The organism is Rhizobium sp. IY2, from assembly GCF_047532935.1.
Taxonomy (GTDB): Bacteria; Pseudomonadota; Alphaproteobacteria; order Rhizobiales; family Rhizobiaceae; genus Rhizobium; species Rhizobium anhuiense.
On sequence record NZ_JBLKNU010000002.1, the window covers coordinates 691974 to 708040 of the forward strand.

Genomic DNA, 16067 nt, shown 5'->3' on the forward strand with positions numbered 1-16067 from the left:
TATTCAATCGCTTATTGTTACGGCTGTAAAGACAGCTTTTTTCGATGGGTGACTAAAGGATTTTTTATGTCAGACCGCCCGCCCGAGCTTGGCTGGATGCGCATCTTCGTCGAGGTCGCGACACTCGGGAGCTTTTCGTCGGCGGCAGCACGTATCGGGCTCACGCAACCGGCCGTCAGCTATCAGATGCGGCGGCTGGAAGAGCAATTCGGGGTCGGCCTGTTGCGCCGCCAGCATCGCGGCGTCGAGCTGACCGCGGAGGGCGAGCGGCTTTTCCAGGTCGCTGCCAAGACCGTCGGTGATATCGATGCGCTGGCGCGCAGCTTCCGCACCGAGGCTCAAAGACCGGTCGTCAGGCTGAGAACAGACTATGCTTTTTCAGCCCTTTGGCTGATCCCGCGCATGCATGGCTTTCGCCAGCTTCATCCGGAAACGGATATACAGATCGTCGCGACCCAGCGGCTCGAGCCCGGCTTTGGTGACGACGCAGATGTAGTGGTGGTTTTCGGGACGCGGGCGGAATTCGGCGCCTTCGGATCGCTGCTGTTGCAGGAAAAGGTCGTGCCCGTCTGCACACGAGGATTTCTCGATCGCAACGGCCCGTTCGACGATCCGCAGCAGCTTGCCAAGACGATCCTGATCCACCTCGATTCGCCGATGCCGCCACCCTGGTTCGATTGGCGAAGCTATCTTGCCGAATTCTCCGTCACGCGCGATCTCCATGCCGGCCGCGGGGATATCAGCTTCAACACCTATTCGCTGGTCGTCCAGGCTGCTCTCAGCGAGCAGGGCGTGGCGATCGGCTGGATGGGGCTGGTCGACACGCTTCTCTCCGCGCATATGCTGGTGGAAGCCGGGCCGCCGCTCGAGGCGCCCGACCGCGGTTACTGGCTGATACCGCCGCAATCGGCAAATATTCATAGCGAAAGGCTCAGCACCTGGCTGGTGGATGAAGTCGGCAGGACATGACATTCGGGAATATCGTCGCGTTTGGGAGAGAAGCCTTGTCATCAACGATGCCGGTCGACATTGTGACACTGATTCATAAGAAGGGTTGCCGAAGCATGTGGCGCACAATTGGATATGTCGTGGGATTGCTGATGATCCTCTCGGGGCTGATCTGGGTCGCCCAGGGAAGCGGCTATTTTCCCTATCCGTCATCCAGCTTCATGATCAACCAGAGCATCTGGATTCTCTGGGGAAGCATCACGGCTGCAGCCGGGCTTGCCGTGACAATCATCGTTTCACGGCTGCGCCGGAGAGGATGAGCCGGCAGAACATGCATGGCTTCGAGGAAATTCGACACCGAAGAGCTCCTCGAGGTGAAATATCTGGCCGCTGACGGCCTGTCGAAGTGAGGAGAATGGCATGAGCGCAGCTGAAATCGACGGCTTTGCGGAGCGGATCAGGAGCCACCGGGGCGGCATGATCTCCGCCTGGGTCGGCATTCCCGACGCCACGCTCGTCAATCATCTGGCGCAGGAGGCCTTCGATGCCGTCGTGCTGGATATGCAGCATGGCATGTGGGACATGCCATCGGCGGCGAACGCCGTCGGTCAGGTGCGGCTTGCCGGCAAGCCGGCGCTGGCGCGCATTCCGGTCGGCGATTTTGCTTCCGCCTCGCGCCTGCTCGATGCCGGCGCCTCCGGCATCATCGCGCCGATGATCAATTCGGTCGAAGACGCGCAAGCCCTGGTGCGGACCACGAAATACCCGCCCGCCGGCGAACGCAGCTGGGGACCGTCGCTGGCGCTGAATTATACCGGCCTGTCGGGTGATGATTATCTGAAGAACGCCAACGCGCTCACCGTCGCCATCGCCATGGTCGAGACCCGGGCGGCGCTCGACGCAATCGACGGTATCCTGGGTGTTGCCGGGATCGACGGCATTTTCGTCGGTCCGTCCGATCTTTCGATCGCACTGTCGAACGGCGACCAGGTGGCGCCGAACGCCGCCGAGATCGACAGCGCCATGCAGCATGCGGTTTCGCGCTGCCGCGCTCACGGCAAATTCGCCTGCGCCTATGCCGGCGATGGCGAACGAGCCGGCGAACTGCTGAAATTTGGCTTCGATCTGGTCATTGCCGGTGCGGAGACCACGCAATTGCGCTCCGGCGCCCGCCGGGCCATCAATGCCGCCCGCCGGATTGCTTCCGTTTGAGCGTCATTTCACCGGCTTGACGGCCAGCCAGATGACGTGGCGGGCGCCGCCGCGTTTGCCGTTGGCGCGGGTGTTGACCGCATCGACGGAAAAGCCGCTGTCCTTGAGACGGCGGGTGAAATCCGGGTCGGGGCCGGACGACCAGACGGCGAGCACGCCGCCGGGACGAAGCGCATCGCGGGCGGCGCGAAGGCCGGCGAAATCATAGAGCCGGTCGTTGGATTTGCGGGTCAGGCCATCGGGGCCGTTGTCGACATCGAGCAGGATCGCATCATAGGCAGCCTTGCCGGCGCGGATCGCCTCGCCGACATCGCCCTGATGGATGCCGACGCGCGGATCGTCGAGGCAACCCTGGAAGACCTCCGCCATCGGCCCGCGTGCCCAGGCGACGACGGCCGGTACCAGTTCGGCGACGGTGACACCGGCATCTTCAGGCAGGACGGCGAGGGCGGCGCGCAGGGTGAAACCCATGCCGAGCCCGCCGATCAAAATCCTTGGCTTCGGGTGCGTCTTGATCCGTTCCCAGGAAAGCGTTGCCAGCGCTTCCTCCGAGCCGCTGAGGCGGCTGTTCATCAGCTCGTTGGCGCCGAGCATGATCGAGAACTCGCTGCCGCGCTGTTTCAGCCTGAGTTCCCCGCCTTCGCCGGGAATGGTCGCGGAATCGAGCTGGATCCAGGGCAGCATGACGGCTTCGCCTCATATGAAAGGAACCGTCCCCCTAGCATAGGCCGAGGAGTGAGGCCAGCAAGCTGGCCTTAGATCATCCGCATGAAATGTCCCTGCTCCACTTCGACGGTCTCATCCTGCGGCACGGCCGAACGGCGGCGGATATCCTCCACTTCGTCGGGCCTCAGCCGGGCTTTCGGGTCCTCGAAGCGGACGTCGGGATCGGGCACGGCCGAGAGCAGCAGCCTCGTATAGGGATGCAGCGGATTGTCGATCACCTTGGCGACGCTGCCCCATTCGACGATCTGGCCGGCATACATCACGGCGATGTCCTCGGCGACATAACGGGCGGTGGCGATATCATGGGTGATGTAGAGCAGGCCGAGTTTCATCTCCTGTTTCATCTCGTTCAACAGGTTCAGCACGCCGAGGCGCACGGAGACGTCGAGCATCGAGGTCGGCTCGTCGGCGACGATGACCTCCGGCTTGACGGCGAGCGCGCGGGCGATGTTGACACGCTGGCGCTGGCCGCCGGAAAGCTCGTGCGGATATTTCGGCGCGACGAGATCGGGATCGAGCCTGACGCGCTGCAGCAATTCGCGGACTGTCGCGTCGATCTCAGTTCCCTTGATGTCAGGACGATGCAGCTTCAGCGGCCGCCGGAGATGATGGGCGATGGTATGGGCCGGGTTCAGCGAGGCGAAGGGGTCCTGGAAGATCATCTGCACCGAACGGCGGTAGCGGGCGATCTCGGCGGATTTCGCCGCCTCGACCGGCCGGCCCTTGTAGAGGATCCGGCCGGATGTCGGCAGATATTCGCGCATCGCCATGCGGGCGCAGGTGGTCTTGCCGCTGCCGGATTCGCCGACGAGTGCCAATGCGCGGCCGGCATGCAGGGAAAACGAGATGGCGCGTGCCGCATGCACGGCCCCGGAGCCATGGCCGAAGGTCTTGCTCACCTGATCGAGTGCGAGAATGGCATCCGTCATAACAGCACTCCTCCATGCAGCGACGGGAAGGAGGCCCAGAGCTTTTTCGTGTAGTCATGCCTGGGCGTCCTGTAGATCGCCTCGGCCGTGTTCTGCTCCACCAGCCGGCCTGACAGCATGATGCCGATGCGGTCGCAGAACTGCACCATCAGCCCGAGATCATGGGTGATGAACAGCACGGAAAAGCCGAAGCGGCGGCGCAGTTCGTTGATGCGCTGCAGGATCTCGCGTTGGACGACGACGTCGAGCGCCGTCGTCGGCTCGTCCATGACGACGAGTTTCGGATCGAGCGCCATGCAGATGGCGATGACGATGCGCTGGCGCATGCCGCCGGAGAATTGGTGCGGATAGTCGCGCATGCGGTCCGGCGCGATGTCGACGAGCGTCAGCATCTCGGCGGTACGCTCGCGGGCCGCCGCACGGCTCATGCCTTTGTGGGTGCGCAGCATGTCATAGAACTGCGCCTCGATGCGCAGCACCGGGTTCAGCGAGTTCATGGCGCTCTGGAAGACCATGGCGACATCGCGCCAGCGGAAGGCGCTGAGCGCCTGCCGGTCGAGGCCGAGCACATCGCGGCCGTCGAGCAGGATGCGGCTCTCCTTGCGGATCAGCGCCGGCGGCTTGTGCAGGCGGCTGATGGCAAAAGCGATGGTGCTCTTGCCGCAGCCGGATTCGCCGGCAAGGCCGAACACCTCGCCGGGCGCGACGTCGAAGCTGACATCGTTGACGGCGCGGAAATCCTTCTCCTCGCCGATATAGTCGATGGTGAGGTTCCTCACCGAAAGCAGCGGCTGCGTCACAGGCGGCCCTCCCCGGAACGAACGAGCAGGGACCAGCGCTTCAGGTGATTGCCGGTGCGCAGTCGCGGATTGGCGATCTCGTCGACGGCGAAGTTCAACAGCGACATGCCGATGCCAAGGAAGGCGAGCGCGAAGCAGGGGGTGAGAATATCCCACCAGGCGCCGACCGAAAGGGCTGAAGCCTTCTGCGCATTATAGAGCATCGTGCCCCAGGAGATGGCTCGGGGATCGCCGAGGCCGAGGAACTCCAGTGTCGCCTCGGTGATGATTGCGAAGATGACGCTGCCGATGAAATTGATGCCGACGATTGAAATCACGTTGGGGAAGATCTCGAATGTCATGATGCGCCATTGCGGCTCACCCATCATCTCGGCCGATTTGACGAAATCCTTCTGCTTGACGGAGAGCGTTTCGGCGCGGGTGACGCGGGCGCCCCAGGCCCAGGAGGTGGCGCCGAGGATAAGGGCGATGACGAGGGGGCTTGCCTGGCCGATGAAGGCGGCGAGCACCAAGAGCAGCGGCAGGTTGGGCACGACCAGCACCATGTTGGTGAAGAAGCTGATGATCTCGTCGGTCCTGCCGCCGCGATAGCCGGAGATGATGCCGAGCGCGGTGCCGACGAGGGTGATCAGCAGGCCGGCGCCGAAGCCGACAGCAAGCGAAGTACGGGCGCCGTAGATCAGCCGGGCGAAAACATCCTGGCCGATGCGGGTCGTGCCGAGGATGTGGTCGAGCGACGGCGGCTGATGCGGCCGGCCGGTGCGGGCGGCGGGATCGTATTGCGTGAGCAGCGGCGCGGCGATCGCGACGATGACGATGAGGGCGATGATGACGAGGCCAACCAGCGCCTTGCGGTTTCGAAGCAGGGTCTTCATCTCATGCTCCCTTTAGCCGCGGGTCGAGCAAGATATAGCTGACGTCGACGATGAAATTGGCAATCAGCATGGTCGCGGTCATGATCAGAAGCTGGCCCTGGATGACGGGATAATCGCGGGCGAGGATTGCTTGGTAGAGAATGTTGCCGAGGCCGGGATAGTTGTAGACGACCTCCGTCACAAGCGAGCCGCCAAGGATGGTGCCGATCGCGATGGCAAGGCTGGAGACGGTTGGCAGCAGGGCGTTGCGCGCCGCGTACCAGAGCATCACATGCCGGTTGGAAAGACCCTTGGCCCGGGCCATGACGATATAGTCCTCACCGAGCAGGTTGATCATGTTGTTGCGCATGGTGACGGTGAAACCGCCGATCAGCACGGTGCAGAGCGTCACCATCGGCAGGATGCCGTGATAGGCGACGCTGCCGATATATTGCAAGCTGAAGGCCGGATCGAGTGAGGGATCGGCGGCATAACCGTTCGGAAACCAGCCGAGCGTGAAGCCGAAAATGAAGAGCACGATCAGCGAGGTGACGACGGCCGGTACCGAGGTGGCGAAGATCGCGCCTACCGAGACGACGACATCGAACCTGCTGCCGCGCCGCCAGGCGGCGACGATGCCGAGGAAGGTGCCGAGCGCGAAGCTGAAAATCGTCGCCGTTCCCATCAGGCCGACGGTCCAGAGGAGGGCATGGCCGAGCACCGACGTCACCGGCAGCGGGAAATATTTGATCGAACGGCCGAGATCGCCGGTGAAGATGCTGCCGAGATAGGTGAGGTACTGCTGCCAGAGCGGACCGTCGACGAAGCCGAAAGTGAGCTTCAGCGCCTGCAGGCTTTCCGGCGGCAATTCGGTGCCGGCGCTGGAGAACATGATCTGCACGGGATCGCCCGGCATCAGCCGGGGCAGGAAGAAATTGATCGTCGCTGCCGCGATGAAGGCTGCCATGTAGAAGACGAGGCGGCGAAGCAGGAAAGCCATGGGAACTCCGTCGTCGCGGAAGCGGCGTTTTCTACGCCGCTTCCGGAGATCATGATGCTTACTTGACCGGCTCGAGAGCGAGCAGGTTCAAGAGGCGTGCCGGATTGGTCCGCGAGATCGACGGATTGACGAAGGGGTTTTCCTTGGTCGACCACCCGGTGAAGCGCTTGGTGTTGTACTGATACCAGTTCGGATTGTTGAACAGCGGAATCATCGGCATGTTTTCGGCGACGATGCGCTGCGCCTTGTTCATCGCTTCCTTCTGCTTGGCAAGGTCGGCGGTCTGGGTGAACTCGGTGACGAGTTTCTCGACCTCCGGGTTGAACCAGCGCTGCGCGGTGAAGCGGGTCTTGCCCTTGTCCGAAGCGCTGAAGGCACGCTTGTAAGGATAGTAGGGCGAGGCCGATGCCGGCAGGCTGTTGATCGCCGCATCGAAGGTGCCGTTGATGAGGTTGCCGGTCCAGACGGCTTCCTCAGGCGTTTCGATCTTGGCGTCGATGCCGACTGCCTGCATGCCCTCGACGGCGAGGTTGACGGTGTCGATCCAGTCGGTCCAGGCGCTGGGGACGATGATCGAGAAGGAAATCTTCGTGCCGTCGGGATTGTCGCGGAAGCCGTCGCCGTCCTTATCCTTGTAGCCCGCCTCGTCGAGCAGGGCCTTGGCGGCATCGGCATCATAGGTTGCGAACTTGCCGAAGTCGGCCTTGACGGACGGGTCCGCCCAGCTCTTGTAAAGCTCGCCCATCAGTCCAGGATCTTCGTTCAGCGTCGGATAGCCGTAGCCGGCGACGTCGATCATCGTCTTGCGGTCGAGCGCCATGCTGACAGCCCGGCGGAACTTCAGATCGTTGAAGGCCTTCTTGTTGTTCTCGTTCGCCGTTTCCAAGTTGAAGAGGAAGGCGACCATGCTGCTCGGCGAATACCAATAGTGGAAATGCGCCGGATCCTTGGAGACATAGACATTGTCGATATCGGGAATGAAGGAGACACCCCAGTCAAGCGTGCCGTCGGCTGTCGCGGTCAGCATCTGGTTGTTGTCGGCAAGCTGCGGGAAGCGCATGCAATCGACCTTCAGGTGCTCGTTGTCCCAGTAGTTTGGGTTGCGGCACTGGTCGTAGGTCTGGCCGGTAAAGCGCGGCACTTCCGTCAGCGGGCCACTGCCGACCGGGGTTTCGTTGGCGAAGGTGACGGGATCGGCGACATCCTTCCAGACATGTTCCGGGACGATCGGCAATTGCGAGATCTGCTCGGCGGCGAGCGAGCTCGGATTGGCGAGCGTGAAGCGCACCGTCTGGGCGTCGACCGCCTGCACATCGGTGATGAAGGTCCAGATGCTGACGAAGTCGAGCGCCGGGAACTTCTTCAGGTAATCATAGGTGAACTTGACGTCGGCTGCGGTCAGCGGCTTACCGTCAGACCATTTCAGGTTCGGGCGCAGCTTGAACTCGATGCTCTTCAGATCGTCGGAGAGCTTGAAACTTTCGGCCAGGCGATAGACCGGCTTGTTGCTGTCGAAGCGGTTGAAAATAACCAGCGGCTCGTAGATGAAGTCGAGCGTCGACTGGCGCGATGAGGTCTGGTTGAATGGGTTGAAGTTGCGAACCCAGGTCGTCGCCGGTTCGATATTCGCCGTCAGAATCGTCTGCGCCATGGCCGATCCCGAAAGCAGCGTCAGCGCGGCGGCGGCAAGAAGATATTTTTTCATGTTTTATTCCCCTTTTCTTATGCGGTGAGAGTTGACGGGCCGGTCAGGAGACCAGCGCGCTGGCAAACATGTCTTCGACTTCTGCGTGGGCGGCGCGGACATCGACTTTGAGATTGCCGAGGCGCGCCTTGCCGGCGACGATCCGCTTGAGGGCGGCTTCCGTCAGCGGACGGGCGGCCTTGGCGGCAGCTTCGCTTTCCGGAATGTCGCCGTGGCTGTGGAGCGCGATGTCGAAGCCTGCGTCGAGCACCTGTTTGACGCGTTCCGGCAAGGTACCGGAGAGCGACTCCATGAAGATGCAGTCTGATATCAGCACGCCCTCATAGCCCATGTCCTTGCGGATCACGTCGTGCATGATGGGCGAGACGGACGCCGGCAGCTCCGCGTCATAGGCCGAGTAGACGACATGGGCGACCATCGCCCAAGGCGTATCCTTCAGCGCGACGAAGGGTTTGAAATCGGTCGCGGTGAGCGTCTCGCGGCTGGCGTCGACCACCGGCCGCTCCTTGTGGGAGTCGAGCGTCGCACGGCCATGGCCGGGAATGTGCTTGATGACGGGGATATTGCCGGTCTCGAGCAGGCCATCGACCACCTCGCGGCCGAGGGCCGCGATGAAATCGGGATCAGGGCCGAAGGAGCGGGCGCCGATGACCGCGCTCGTCGTCTCGAAGACGAGGTCGAGAACGGGCGAGCAGCCGCTGGAAAGGCCGAGTTCCGTCATCATCGCGCCCATGGCCTGGGAGGAAAGGCGCAGTGCTTTTTTGCCGAGATCGAAATCGCGGCGCGCAAGTTCGGCAAACTGGCCGAAGCTGCGAAAGAGCGGCCAGGGGCCGGCATCGAGATGCTGAACGCGGCCGCCTTCCTGGTCGGTGAAGACAGGTGCGTCGTCGCGGCCGACGGCTTCGCGGAAGCGGGCGATCAGCCGCTTGGTCTGCTCCGGCTCGCGCTGATTGCGCCGGCCGACGAACAGGCCGAGCGGATTGGCGTCGCGAAAAAGGGCGAATTCATCATCCGAAATCGTGGGAGTGGGAAGGCCGACGAAAAGGGCGAGCGGGGTCGAGGACAATTCTGTAGCTCCGGGATCAGATGGTCATTTCGGCGTGCTTCTCAGCATGCCTTCGTAGATGCCCTTGTCGGGGGCGGGGATGATGGTTGCGCCTGCGGTCTTGGCGTAGAAATCGACTGGCCCGGCATCGCCGATGAAGGCATAGGCGTGGCCGAGCGTCTTCATCGTCTGCAGGCAGGCGGAGAAGAGGGCGAGCCCGATACCTTTGCCGCGCGCTTCCGGGTCGACGCCGGTCGGGCCGAAGAAGCCGCGCGCCGTCGTGTCATAGCAGGCAAAGCCGAGCAGCTTGCCGCCGTCGACGGCGATCAGGCAGGCAACCGGCTGGCGGGAGAAGGCGACGGCGACTTCGCTCGCCCAGTTCTCGCTGAACCGTTCGCGAACCCAGCTGATGATAAGATGCAGTTCCGGGGGGAGGGCCGGACGGATGGAGATGCCGACATCATCGGCTTTCCGTTTCAGGTCGGCGAGCTCAGCGGAATACAAGCTCACAAGCAGGTCTGGCACCTGTCACTCCTCCAGTTATTCCTTTATTGCGGAATGTATCCCCTTTTAGTGTTATAGATTTGGCCATCTGACCGGGCTTGTCAACAAGGTTTTTCAGAAGGTCAAAGGGACTGCCCGCACTGCAACTGCGGTTTCAACGCAAAGTAGCTGCGGAACGAAAAAACGGCCCGGGAGGGCCGGGCCGTTTCGATTGGCTGCATCTATGCCGAGCGAGCGCTTATTCGCCGTCTTTCCACAGCGCATGAAAATGCTGCACCGGACCGTGGCCGGAGCCGACGGTGAGGCTTCCGGCTGCCGCGACCGCGCCGGCGAGATATTGCTTTGCGATGGCGACCGCCTCCCGCGCCGAGGCGCCCTTGGCAAGTTCGGCGGCCAGCGCGCTGGAGAGCGTGCAGCCGGTGCCGTGCGTGTTCTTGGTCGGCACGCGCATGGCTTCGAACCAGTGCAGGCCAGCGGCGGTGGCAAGGACGTCAGGACTTTCGTCGCTATCGAGATGGCCGCCCTTGACCAGCACTGCGGCCGGGCCAAACGCCCGCAGATGTTCGGCCTGCGCCGCCATCTCGGCTCGGTTTGTCGCCACCGGCTGGTGCAGCAGTGCGGCCGCTTCCGGCAAGTTCGGGGTCAGGAGTGTCGCAAGCGGCAGCAGCCGGCGGGTCAGCACGTCGACCGCCTCAGGCGCGAGCAAGGCGGCGCCACCCTTGGCGATCATCACCGGGTCGATGACGATCGGAATGTCGCGGTGGTCAGTCAGTGCACCGGCAACGGCATCGGCGATGCCGGCATTGGCGATCATGCCGATCTTGACGGCATCGACGCGCACATCGGCAAAGACGGCATTGATCTGGTCGGCGACGAATTGCGGCGGCACCAGATGCACGCCGCTGACGCCTTGGGTGTTCTGCGCCGTCAGCGCGGTCAGCACCGCCATGCCGTAGACGCCGCGGGCGGAAAAGGCCTTGAGATCGGCCTGGATGCCGGCGCCGCCCGAGGGATCGGAGCCGGCGATGGAGAGAACGTTGCGGATCATGCGCGGGCCTTTCGAATTTCTGCGGCGATGCGGCGCGTGGCCGCTTCGGGATCCGGCGTACCGCAGATGGCGGAGACGACGGCAAGGCCCTTGGCGCCCGCAGCAAATACTTGGGCGACATGATCCGCCTTGAGGCCGCCGATCGCAACCGACGGCACCGGCGAGGCCTTTACCAGCGTGGCAAGACCGTCAAAACCGATCGGCTGCTTGTGATCGGCCTTGGTCGGCGTCGCAAACACCGGCCCGACGCCGGTATAATCGACCAGATCCGGATCGACGGCGGCGGCAAGCGCCGCGGTCTCGACCGAGAGGCCAAGGATCATGGCAGGGCCGATCATCGTCCGCGCCGTGCGCGCGTCCATATCCTCCTGGCCGATATGCAGACCGTCGGCGCCGATGGCGATTGCCGCCTCGACATCGTCGTTGACGACGAGCAGGGCGCCGGTCCCGACAAGCGCCTGTTTCAAGGCGCGACCGGTCTCGATCATCCCGGCGGTGCCGGCATGTTTGTCACGCAGTTGCACCATCGTCGCGCCGCCGGCAACGGCAAGGCGCGCCGTTTCCACCATGCCGATCCCCGCGCAGAGATCGGGGTCGAGGACGAGATAGAGCGAAAGGTCGAAAGCCTTCATGCCGCCGATATCCTCGCCCTGGCGTCAAGCGTTTCGGCGTCGAGCGCTGCCAGCGCATCGAGGAAGCGCCAGGAGAAGGAGCCGGGGCCGGCGGCGCCGAGTGTCGCGTCTTCGCCGGCGATGGCGAAGGTCGAAAGGGCGGCGACCGTGGCGCCGAAAATGTCCTCGGGCGCCGTTGCCGCAAAGGCGCCGACGAGGCAGGTGAGCGAGCAGCCGAGCGCGGTGACTTGCGGCATCAAGGCCGATCCGCCTTCGATGCGCACGGCCCGCTCGCCGTCGGTGACGAAATCCACGGCGCCGGTCACGGCGACGACCGCCCGCTGACGCTCGGCGAGCCATCGCCCCGAACCTTCCGCCTGCTCGACCGGGTCGCGGCTGTCGACGCCCTGGCCGCGGCTCTCTCCACCGGCCAGCGCGATGATTTCGGAAGCGTTGCCGCGGATGATGGTCGGATGCAGCGCCAGGAGATCGGCGACGGCGTTGCGGCGGAAGGCCGTTGCATAATGGGCGACCGGGTCGAGCACCCAGGGCTTGCCGGCCGAGGCCGCCGTCTTCGCCGCCGCCTGCATGCCGTCGATCCATTGCGTCGACAGCGTGCCGATATTGATGGTCAGCGCACTGGCGATCCCGGCGAATTCGCCGGCTTCTTCCGCGGCATGCACCATGGCGGGCGAGGCGCCCGCGGCAAGCAGAACATTTGCGGCGATGTTCATGGCGACGTAATTGGTGATGCACTGAACGAGCGGCGGCTTCTCGCGCATCGCCTTCAGCATCGCTCCGGGTGTGGTCTTGGTCTGCATATGGCCCCTTTCAGGCGGGGGCGGCCACGGGGCGGTTCGTGCGGGCGATGCCGCGACCCCGAGCGACTCCCTCCGCCGGCATTATCCGGTTCAGGTTCGAAGGGTGCTTCTCAGCCCGTCTGTCGACGAACGCCCCTGTCTCTCATCGCGTTTCTTTTCGCAGAGAACGGGGCTGATGTCACCTCGAAAATGACAATCATGCGACCGACGCGGCGCGCGATGGCTATGGATGATTTATGGGTCGGGATCGCCTTTCATGAAGGACGAGAGATCGCCGCCGATTCGGGTCTTGACCAGGTTTTCCCGAAAGTCGTCTGCCGGTTCTCTTCCGGGTTGGCCGAGTCCTTGCCTTTTCGCCATGCGGCTATCCTCTCCTTTTTCAAAAGGAATAACCGCAGCAACCGTGGGTGCAATCAATTTCTAAAATACATCTTCGTCTTTGTGAGGGGTTGGCTGCCAGCATTGGTGAGGGTGCTGATGCGGGAAAGCAGTCTTTTCTTTGAAAGAATGAAGTTCATCTTCCCAAGACTTTTCTGCATTTGGAATAGCGCGAAGTTATTCATCCTATCCGTTCATCGATGGAATTTTTCAATGTAGCCGAGCACGAGAACAGCTTCGCGTAAGTTGCGTGTCGTCTCATCGCCTCGCCATTCAGTTTTATTCCGGCTGTCGAGATTTGGTGGCGATTTCGTTGCGGTAAGCCTCTCCCAGGGCGTGGAATCAAACTCCCAGAACGCGAAGTAAATATCTAACGGAAACTTTACCGTGCTGACACGCTTAGGTTGACCAAACGATGGATTGTAGCGATATGACTTTACACGCCAATAAAATCTTCCTGAAGTTGTATTTTCAATGAGAAAATTTTTGAAAGCCGATATGAAGTGGGGCCTCCAGACAGTCGCCTCCGTTCTGATATTCATCGCTTGGGCGAATCCTTCTTTTTCGCAATCTGCTGTTCCTGCCGATCAGGGAGCGGGGCAGGTGCAGGCGCCGCCGATAAAATCCCAGAAATTCGACGACTGGTATTATCGCTGCTCGGGTTCTGAAGGCACCGAGGCCTGCGAAGTCGCCCAGATCGCGCAAGTCGCCAAAGATGGCGAGAACGTCAATGTCCTGACGCTGGCGATCGCAGCTGCGCCGGCCGGGTCCCAAGGCAAGGGCGAGAAGGGCGGGGGCGAGAAGGGCAAGGGCGAGAAAGGCAAGCCGGGGCTGACGCTGACCGCTCTGCTGCCGCTCAACGTCTTCCTGCCCTCGGGCCTGTCGATCAAGGCCGACGGCAAGCCCGTTGCGAAACTTGACTACCGCAATTGCAACCAGGCCGGATGCTGGGCGCAGCTGGCGCTGGATACGAAGACGGCGACGGCGCTCAAGAAGGGCTCGACCGCCGAAGGGTTGGTGCGGCTGATGAACGGCCAGGACGTCAATATCCGTTTCTCGCTGAAAGGGCTGCAACCGGCCCTCGACGAACTTCAATCCATTGCCGCGAAGTAGCCGAATTTCAAAATGACCACTGAAATTCGATACTCCCTGGTCGCTGGCGCCGTTCTCGTGATGGGTGTCGCACCCGCTTACGCGCAGTCGCCTGCCGATGATTTCAACCGGCGCCAGGAGCAACAGTCGCAGACGCAGCGGCTGGATGCCCTGCGCCGCGCAACACCGGGCGGCGATGCGGATACGGAAGACGGCTCTTTGCCGGCCAGCCAGGCAAATGCTGCCTGTTTCGACATCACTCGCGTCGAGATCGATGGGGCAAATCTGCTATCGGCGCAGGAGATCGGCAAGGTGACGGCGCCTTACGGCAACCGATGCGTCGGCCTGGCAGAGATCAATGCCGTTCTCAGGGATGTGACGCACCTCTATATCGATCATGGATATGTGACCTCGCGTGCCTACGTGCCGCAGCAGGATATCGCCAAGACCAGGGTCCTCCGGCTGCTCGTCGTCGAAGGCACGCTTTCCGACATCTATCTCAATGGCCAGAAAGTGGCCGGCAACGCGTCGCTGGCGACAGCCTTTCCCGGCCTGATCGGCCGGGTCGTCAATATCCGCGATATCGAGCAGGGCCTCGACCAGATGAACCGGCTGCAAGCCAACGACGCCAAGTCGGCCATGCTGCCCGGCCCGAAGGACGGAACCTCCATCCTGAACATCGAAAACCGCCCAGGCCGCCCCTGGCATGTCTCCTTGGGCAACAACAATATGGGGCAGGAAAGCACCGGTTTTTCCAGGAGTTCGGCATCGCTCGGCTTCGACGATCTGCTTGATATCAACGATCAGTGGTCGTTCTCCTACGAGCATAGCGGTCCGGACTATCCGTGGAGCAACGACGGAAACGGATATGGCAACAGCTATTCCGGCAATGTCAGCGTCCCCTACGGCTATTCGACGGTTTCGCTGAACGGCTCCTGGTACCAGTATGAAAGCACGGTCGAAGGAAATTTCTCATCGCTCGAAACCTCGGGCAATTCAGGGCAGGCGGGACTCGGCCTCGATCGCGTCGTCTTCCGCGACAAGGATTCGATCACGACGGTCCGCAGCAGCCTGACCTACAAGCAGACCAACAACTTTCTGCTCGGCAATCTGATCGAAGTCGGCAGCCGCCGCTATACGGTCGGCGATATCGGCATTTCCCACTCCCGCCGCATGTTCGGCGGCATCTGGGTATTCGACGTCAGTTATGACAAGGGGCTCGGTCTCTTCGATGCCGTGGACCCCGGAGATCCGGGTGCCGGAAATGCAGACCCACGCTTTTCCAAATTCAACGCGACGGTCAGCGTAACGCAGCCATTCCAGGCCGCCGGCCGGCAGTTCGAACTGACCTCGCTGGTCAGCGGTCAATATTCCCCCGACAATCTTCTCGGCGCCGAGCAGATCTCGCTCGGCAGCTACAGCAATGTCCGCGGCACGCGCGAAAGCGTGCTCTTCGGCAATAACGGCATGTTCAGCCACAACGAGATCGTCTGGAGAACGGGGTCCAACCAGGGTGGCGGCGCGGCTGCGAAGGCATTCGGCGAGCTGCGCCCCTATCTCGGCTTCGATTACGGCCACATCTACGCGCAACAGCGCCTCGATATATCAGGCGGCGATCTCGCCAGCTGGACGGCCGGCATCCGCGCTGTCGGCGGCACCCTCAATCTCGACATCGGCTATTCACACCTGGTGACCGGCAGCATCGACAACGGTGCCGACGGCCTGTTCTACGCGAGCACGTCGATGCGCTGGTGACCAACAAATATCTGATTGAATTTATAAGCGAATTCTGGAGCTTCTGTATGCGTATCGTGCGTTTTCTAACCCTTCTCCTTCTGGCAGCGACGCTTGCGTCCTGCGTCACCACCGACCCGCGGCTGGTCTCGGCTCTCAAGCAGACCTCGGTTTCGCAGATCCGGGTCGAGACCGCTCCCGACGTCACGATGGGCGGCTTCTTCAATCGCACGAAGCCGGACCCGCAGCTGCCCGCCGTGGTGCGGACATTGCAGAGCACCATGGCGCGCGACCTGACTGGTCTTCCCGGCGGACCGGTCAAAGGTCGGCTGGTTGTGACACTGCATACGGTCGACGTGTCGAGCAAGGCGGGACGCGTCATCGCCGGAAGCGATAGCTACATCCAGGGAACGGTGCGGCTGGAAGATGCCAAGACCGGCCAGCTGATCGCCGAAGCCCAAAGCATTCGCGGCGACGATAAGGGCGTAAAGGGCGGTGGCGAAATCGGCATCGTCATTGCGATGGCCATTAATGCTGCGCAGTCCCAGGGAGAGGACGCGCTCGCCCAAAGGCTCTCCAATTCCTTCACCCGCAATGTGAAGACCTGGCTCACCCAGAAATAGGCCTGCGATGAGGTTCAGTGCCGCCGCGGTGACGGCG

18 protein-coding genes and 1 riboswitch are annotated in these 16067 nt (G+C 62.4%); of the genes, 7 read left to right on the forward strand and 11 right to left on the reverse strand.

Annotation, left to right across the window (positions count from 1 at the left end; translation table 11 throughout):
- Nucleotides 1–66 precede the first annotated feature (66 nt).
- The 3 genes from ACMUVN_RS11915 to ACMUVN_RS11925 all read left to right on the forward strand — a co-directional run bounded on the left by ACMUVN_RS11915 (nucleotide 67) and on the right by ACMUVN_RS11925 (nucleotide 2160).
- Nucleotides 67–969, forward strand: coding sequence for a choline sulfate utilization transcriptional regulator (locus ACMUVN_RS11915; protein ID WP_097630749.1), 903 nt, complete (start codon nucleotides 67–69; stop codon nucleotides 967–969).
- Nucleotides 970–1064: 95 nt separating this feature from the next.
- Nucleotides 1065–1268 (forward strand): hypothetical protein, encoded by a 204-nt coding sequence (locus ACMUVN_RS11920; RefSeq protein ID WP_047613481.1) that lies wholly within the window; start codon nucleotides 1065–1067, stop codon nucleotides 1266–1268.
- 100 nt (nucleotides 1269–1368) lie between these two features.
- Complete coding sequence (locus tag ACMUVN_RS11925; RefSeq protein WP_097622741.1) at nucleotides 1369–2160, forward strand: HpcH/HpaI aldolase family protein; 792 nt, start codon at nucleotides 1369–1371, stop codon at nucleotides 2158–2160.
- A gap of 3 nt (nucleotides 2161–2163) precedes the next feature.
- Here the strand turns inward: ACMUVN_RS11925 and ACMUVN_RS11930 are convergent, their stop codons facing one another.
- From ACMUVN_RS11930 to thiM, 11 genes are all read right to left on the reverse strand, one after another.
- Nucleotides 2164–2844, reverse strand: coding sequence for a spermidine synthase (locus ACMUVN_RS11930; RefSeq protein ID WP_097622742.1), 681 nt, complete (start codon nucleotides 2842–2844; stop codon nucleotides 2164–2166).
- Between the two features lie 71 nt (nucleotides 2845–2915).
- A complete protein-coding gene (locus ACMUVN_RS11935; RefSeq protein WP_047614919.1) occupies nucleotides 2916–3815 on the reverse strand; it encodes an ABC transporter ATP-binding protein in 900 nt (299 codons plus the stop codon).
- A complete protein-coding gene (locus ACMUVN_RS11940) occupies nucleotides 3812–4615 on the reverse strand; it encodes an ABC transporter ATP-binding protein (RefSeq protein ID WP_047614920.1) in 804 nt (267 codons plus the stop codon). Before ACMUVN_RS11940 ends, ACMUVN_RS11935 begins: the two co-directional genes overlap by 4 nt.
- Nucleotides 4612–5490 (reverse strand): ABC transporter permease, encoded by an 879-nt coding sequence (locus ACMUVN_RS11945; RefSeq protein WP_183844810.1) that lies wholly within the window; start codon nucleotides 5488–5490, stop codon nucleotides 4612–4614. The genes ACMUVN_RS11940 and ACMUVN_RS11945 overlap by 4 nt, the downstream gene beginning before the upstream one ends.
- A gap of 1 nt (nucleotide 5491) precedes the next feature.
- On the reverse strand, nucleotides 5492–6469 hold the full coding sequence (locus ACMUVN_RS11950; RefSeq protein ID WP_097630747.1) for an ABC transporter permease: 978 nt from the start codon (nucleotides 6467–6469) through the stop codon (nucleotides 5492–5494).
- A 58-nt stretch (nucleotides 6470–6527) separates the two neighbouring features.
- On the reverse strand, nucleotides 6528–8174 hold the full coding sequence (locus ACMUVN_RS11955; RefSeq protein WP_414815141.1) for an ABC transporter substrate-binding protein: 1647 nt from the start codon (nucleotides 8172–8174) through the stop codon (nucleotides 6528–6530).
- Nucleotides 8175–8217: 43 nt separating this feature from the next.
- Entirely contained in the window at nucleotides 8218–9240 is a 1023-nt protein-coding gene (locus ACMUVN_RS11960; RefSeq protein WP_097630746.1) for a glycoside hydrolase family 3 N-terminal domain-containing protein, read from the reverse strand.
- A 24-nt stretch (nucleotides 9241–9264) separates the two neighbouring features.
- Nucleotides 9265–9744 carry a GNAT family N-acetyltransferase gene (locus ACMUVN_RS11965; protein WP_097630745.1) on the reverse strand — a complete coding sequence of 160 codons (480 nt, stop codon included), beginning with the start codon at nucleotides 9742–9744 and terminating at the stop codon, nucleotides 9265–9267.
- 217 nt (nucleotides 9745–9961) lie between these two features.
- On the reverse strand, nucleotides 9962–10771 hold the full coding sequence (gene thiD / locus ACMUVN_RS11970; protein ID WP_097630744.1) for a bifunctional hydroxymethylpyrimidine kinase/phosphomethylpyrimidine kinase: 810 nt from the start codon (nucleotides 10769–10771) through the stop codon (nucleotides 9962–9964).
- Nucleotides 10768–11403: a thiamine phosphate synthase gene (gene thiE / locus ACMUVN_RS11975; protein WP_097630743.1), complete on the reverse strand. Its 636-nt coding sequence runs from the start codon at nucleotides 11401–11403 to the stop codon at nucleotides 10768–10770. Before thiE ends, thiD begins: the two co-directional genes overlap by 4 nt.
- Nucleotides 11400–12203, reverse strand: coding sequence for a hydroxyethylthiazole kinase (gene thiM / locus ACMUVN_RS11980; protein WP_414815142.1), 804 nt, complete (start codon nucleotides 12201–12203; stop codon nucleotides 11400–11402). The genes thiE and thiM overlap by 4 nt, the downstream gene beginning before the upstream one ends.
- Nucleotides 12204–12253: 50 nt before the next feature.
- Nucleotides 12254–12350, reverse strand: a riboswitch (TPP riboswitch).
- 72 nt (nucleotides 12351–12422) lie between these two features.
- On the opposite strand from thiM, the gene ACMUVN_RS11985 reads away from it, so the two are divergent.
- The 4 genes from ACMUVN_RS11985 (at nucleotide 12423) to ACMUVN_RS12000 (ending at nucleotide 16030) form a co-directional block, all read left to right on the forward strand.
- The gene (locus ACMUVN_RS11985) at nucleotides 12423–12800 is read left to right on the forward strand and encodes a hypothetical protein (RefSeq protein ID WP_179869505.1); all 378 of its coding nucleotides are present in this window, start codon (nucleotides 12423–12425) and stop codon (nucleotides 12798–12800) included.
- Between the two features lie 255 nt (nucleotides 12801–13055).
- Nucleotides 13056–13694 (forward strand): invasion associated locus B family protein, encoded by a 639-nt coding sequence (locus tag ACMUVN_RS11990; RefSeq protein WP_097622751.1) that lies wholly within the window; start codon nucleotides 13056–13058, stop codon nucleotides 13692–13694.
- 12 nt (nucleotides 13695–13706) lie between these two features.
- Nucleotides 13707–15428 (forward strand): ShlB/FhaC/HecB family hemolysin secretion/activation protein, encoded by a 1722-nt coding sequence (locus ACMUVN_RS11995; RefSeq protein WP_097622752.1) that lies wholly within the window; start codon nucleotides 13707–13709, stop codon nucleotides 15426–15428.
- A gap of 47 nt (nucleotides 15429–15475) precedes the next feature.
- Nucleotides 15476–16030: a hypothetical protein gene (locus ACMUVN_RS12000; RefSeq protein WP_097630788.1), complete on the forward strand. Its 555-nt coding sequence runs from the start codon at nucleotides 15476–15478 to the stop codon at nucleotides 16028–16030.
- Nucleotides 16031–16067 lie beyond the last annotated feature (37 nt).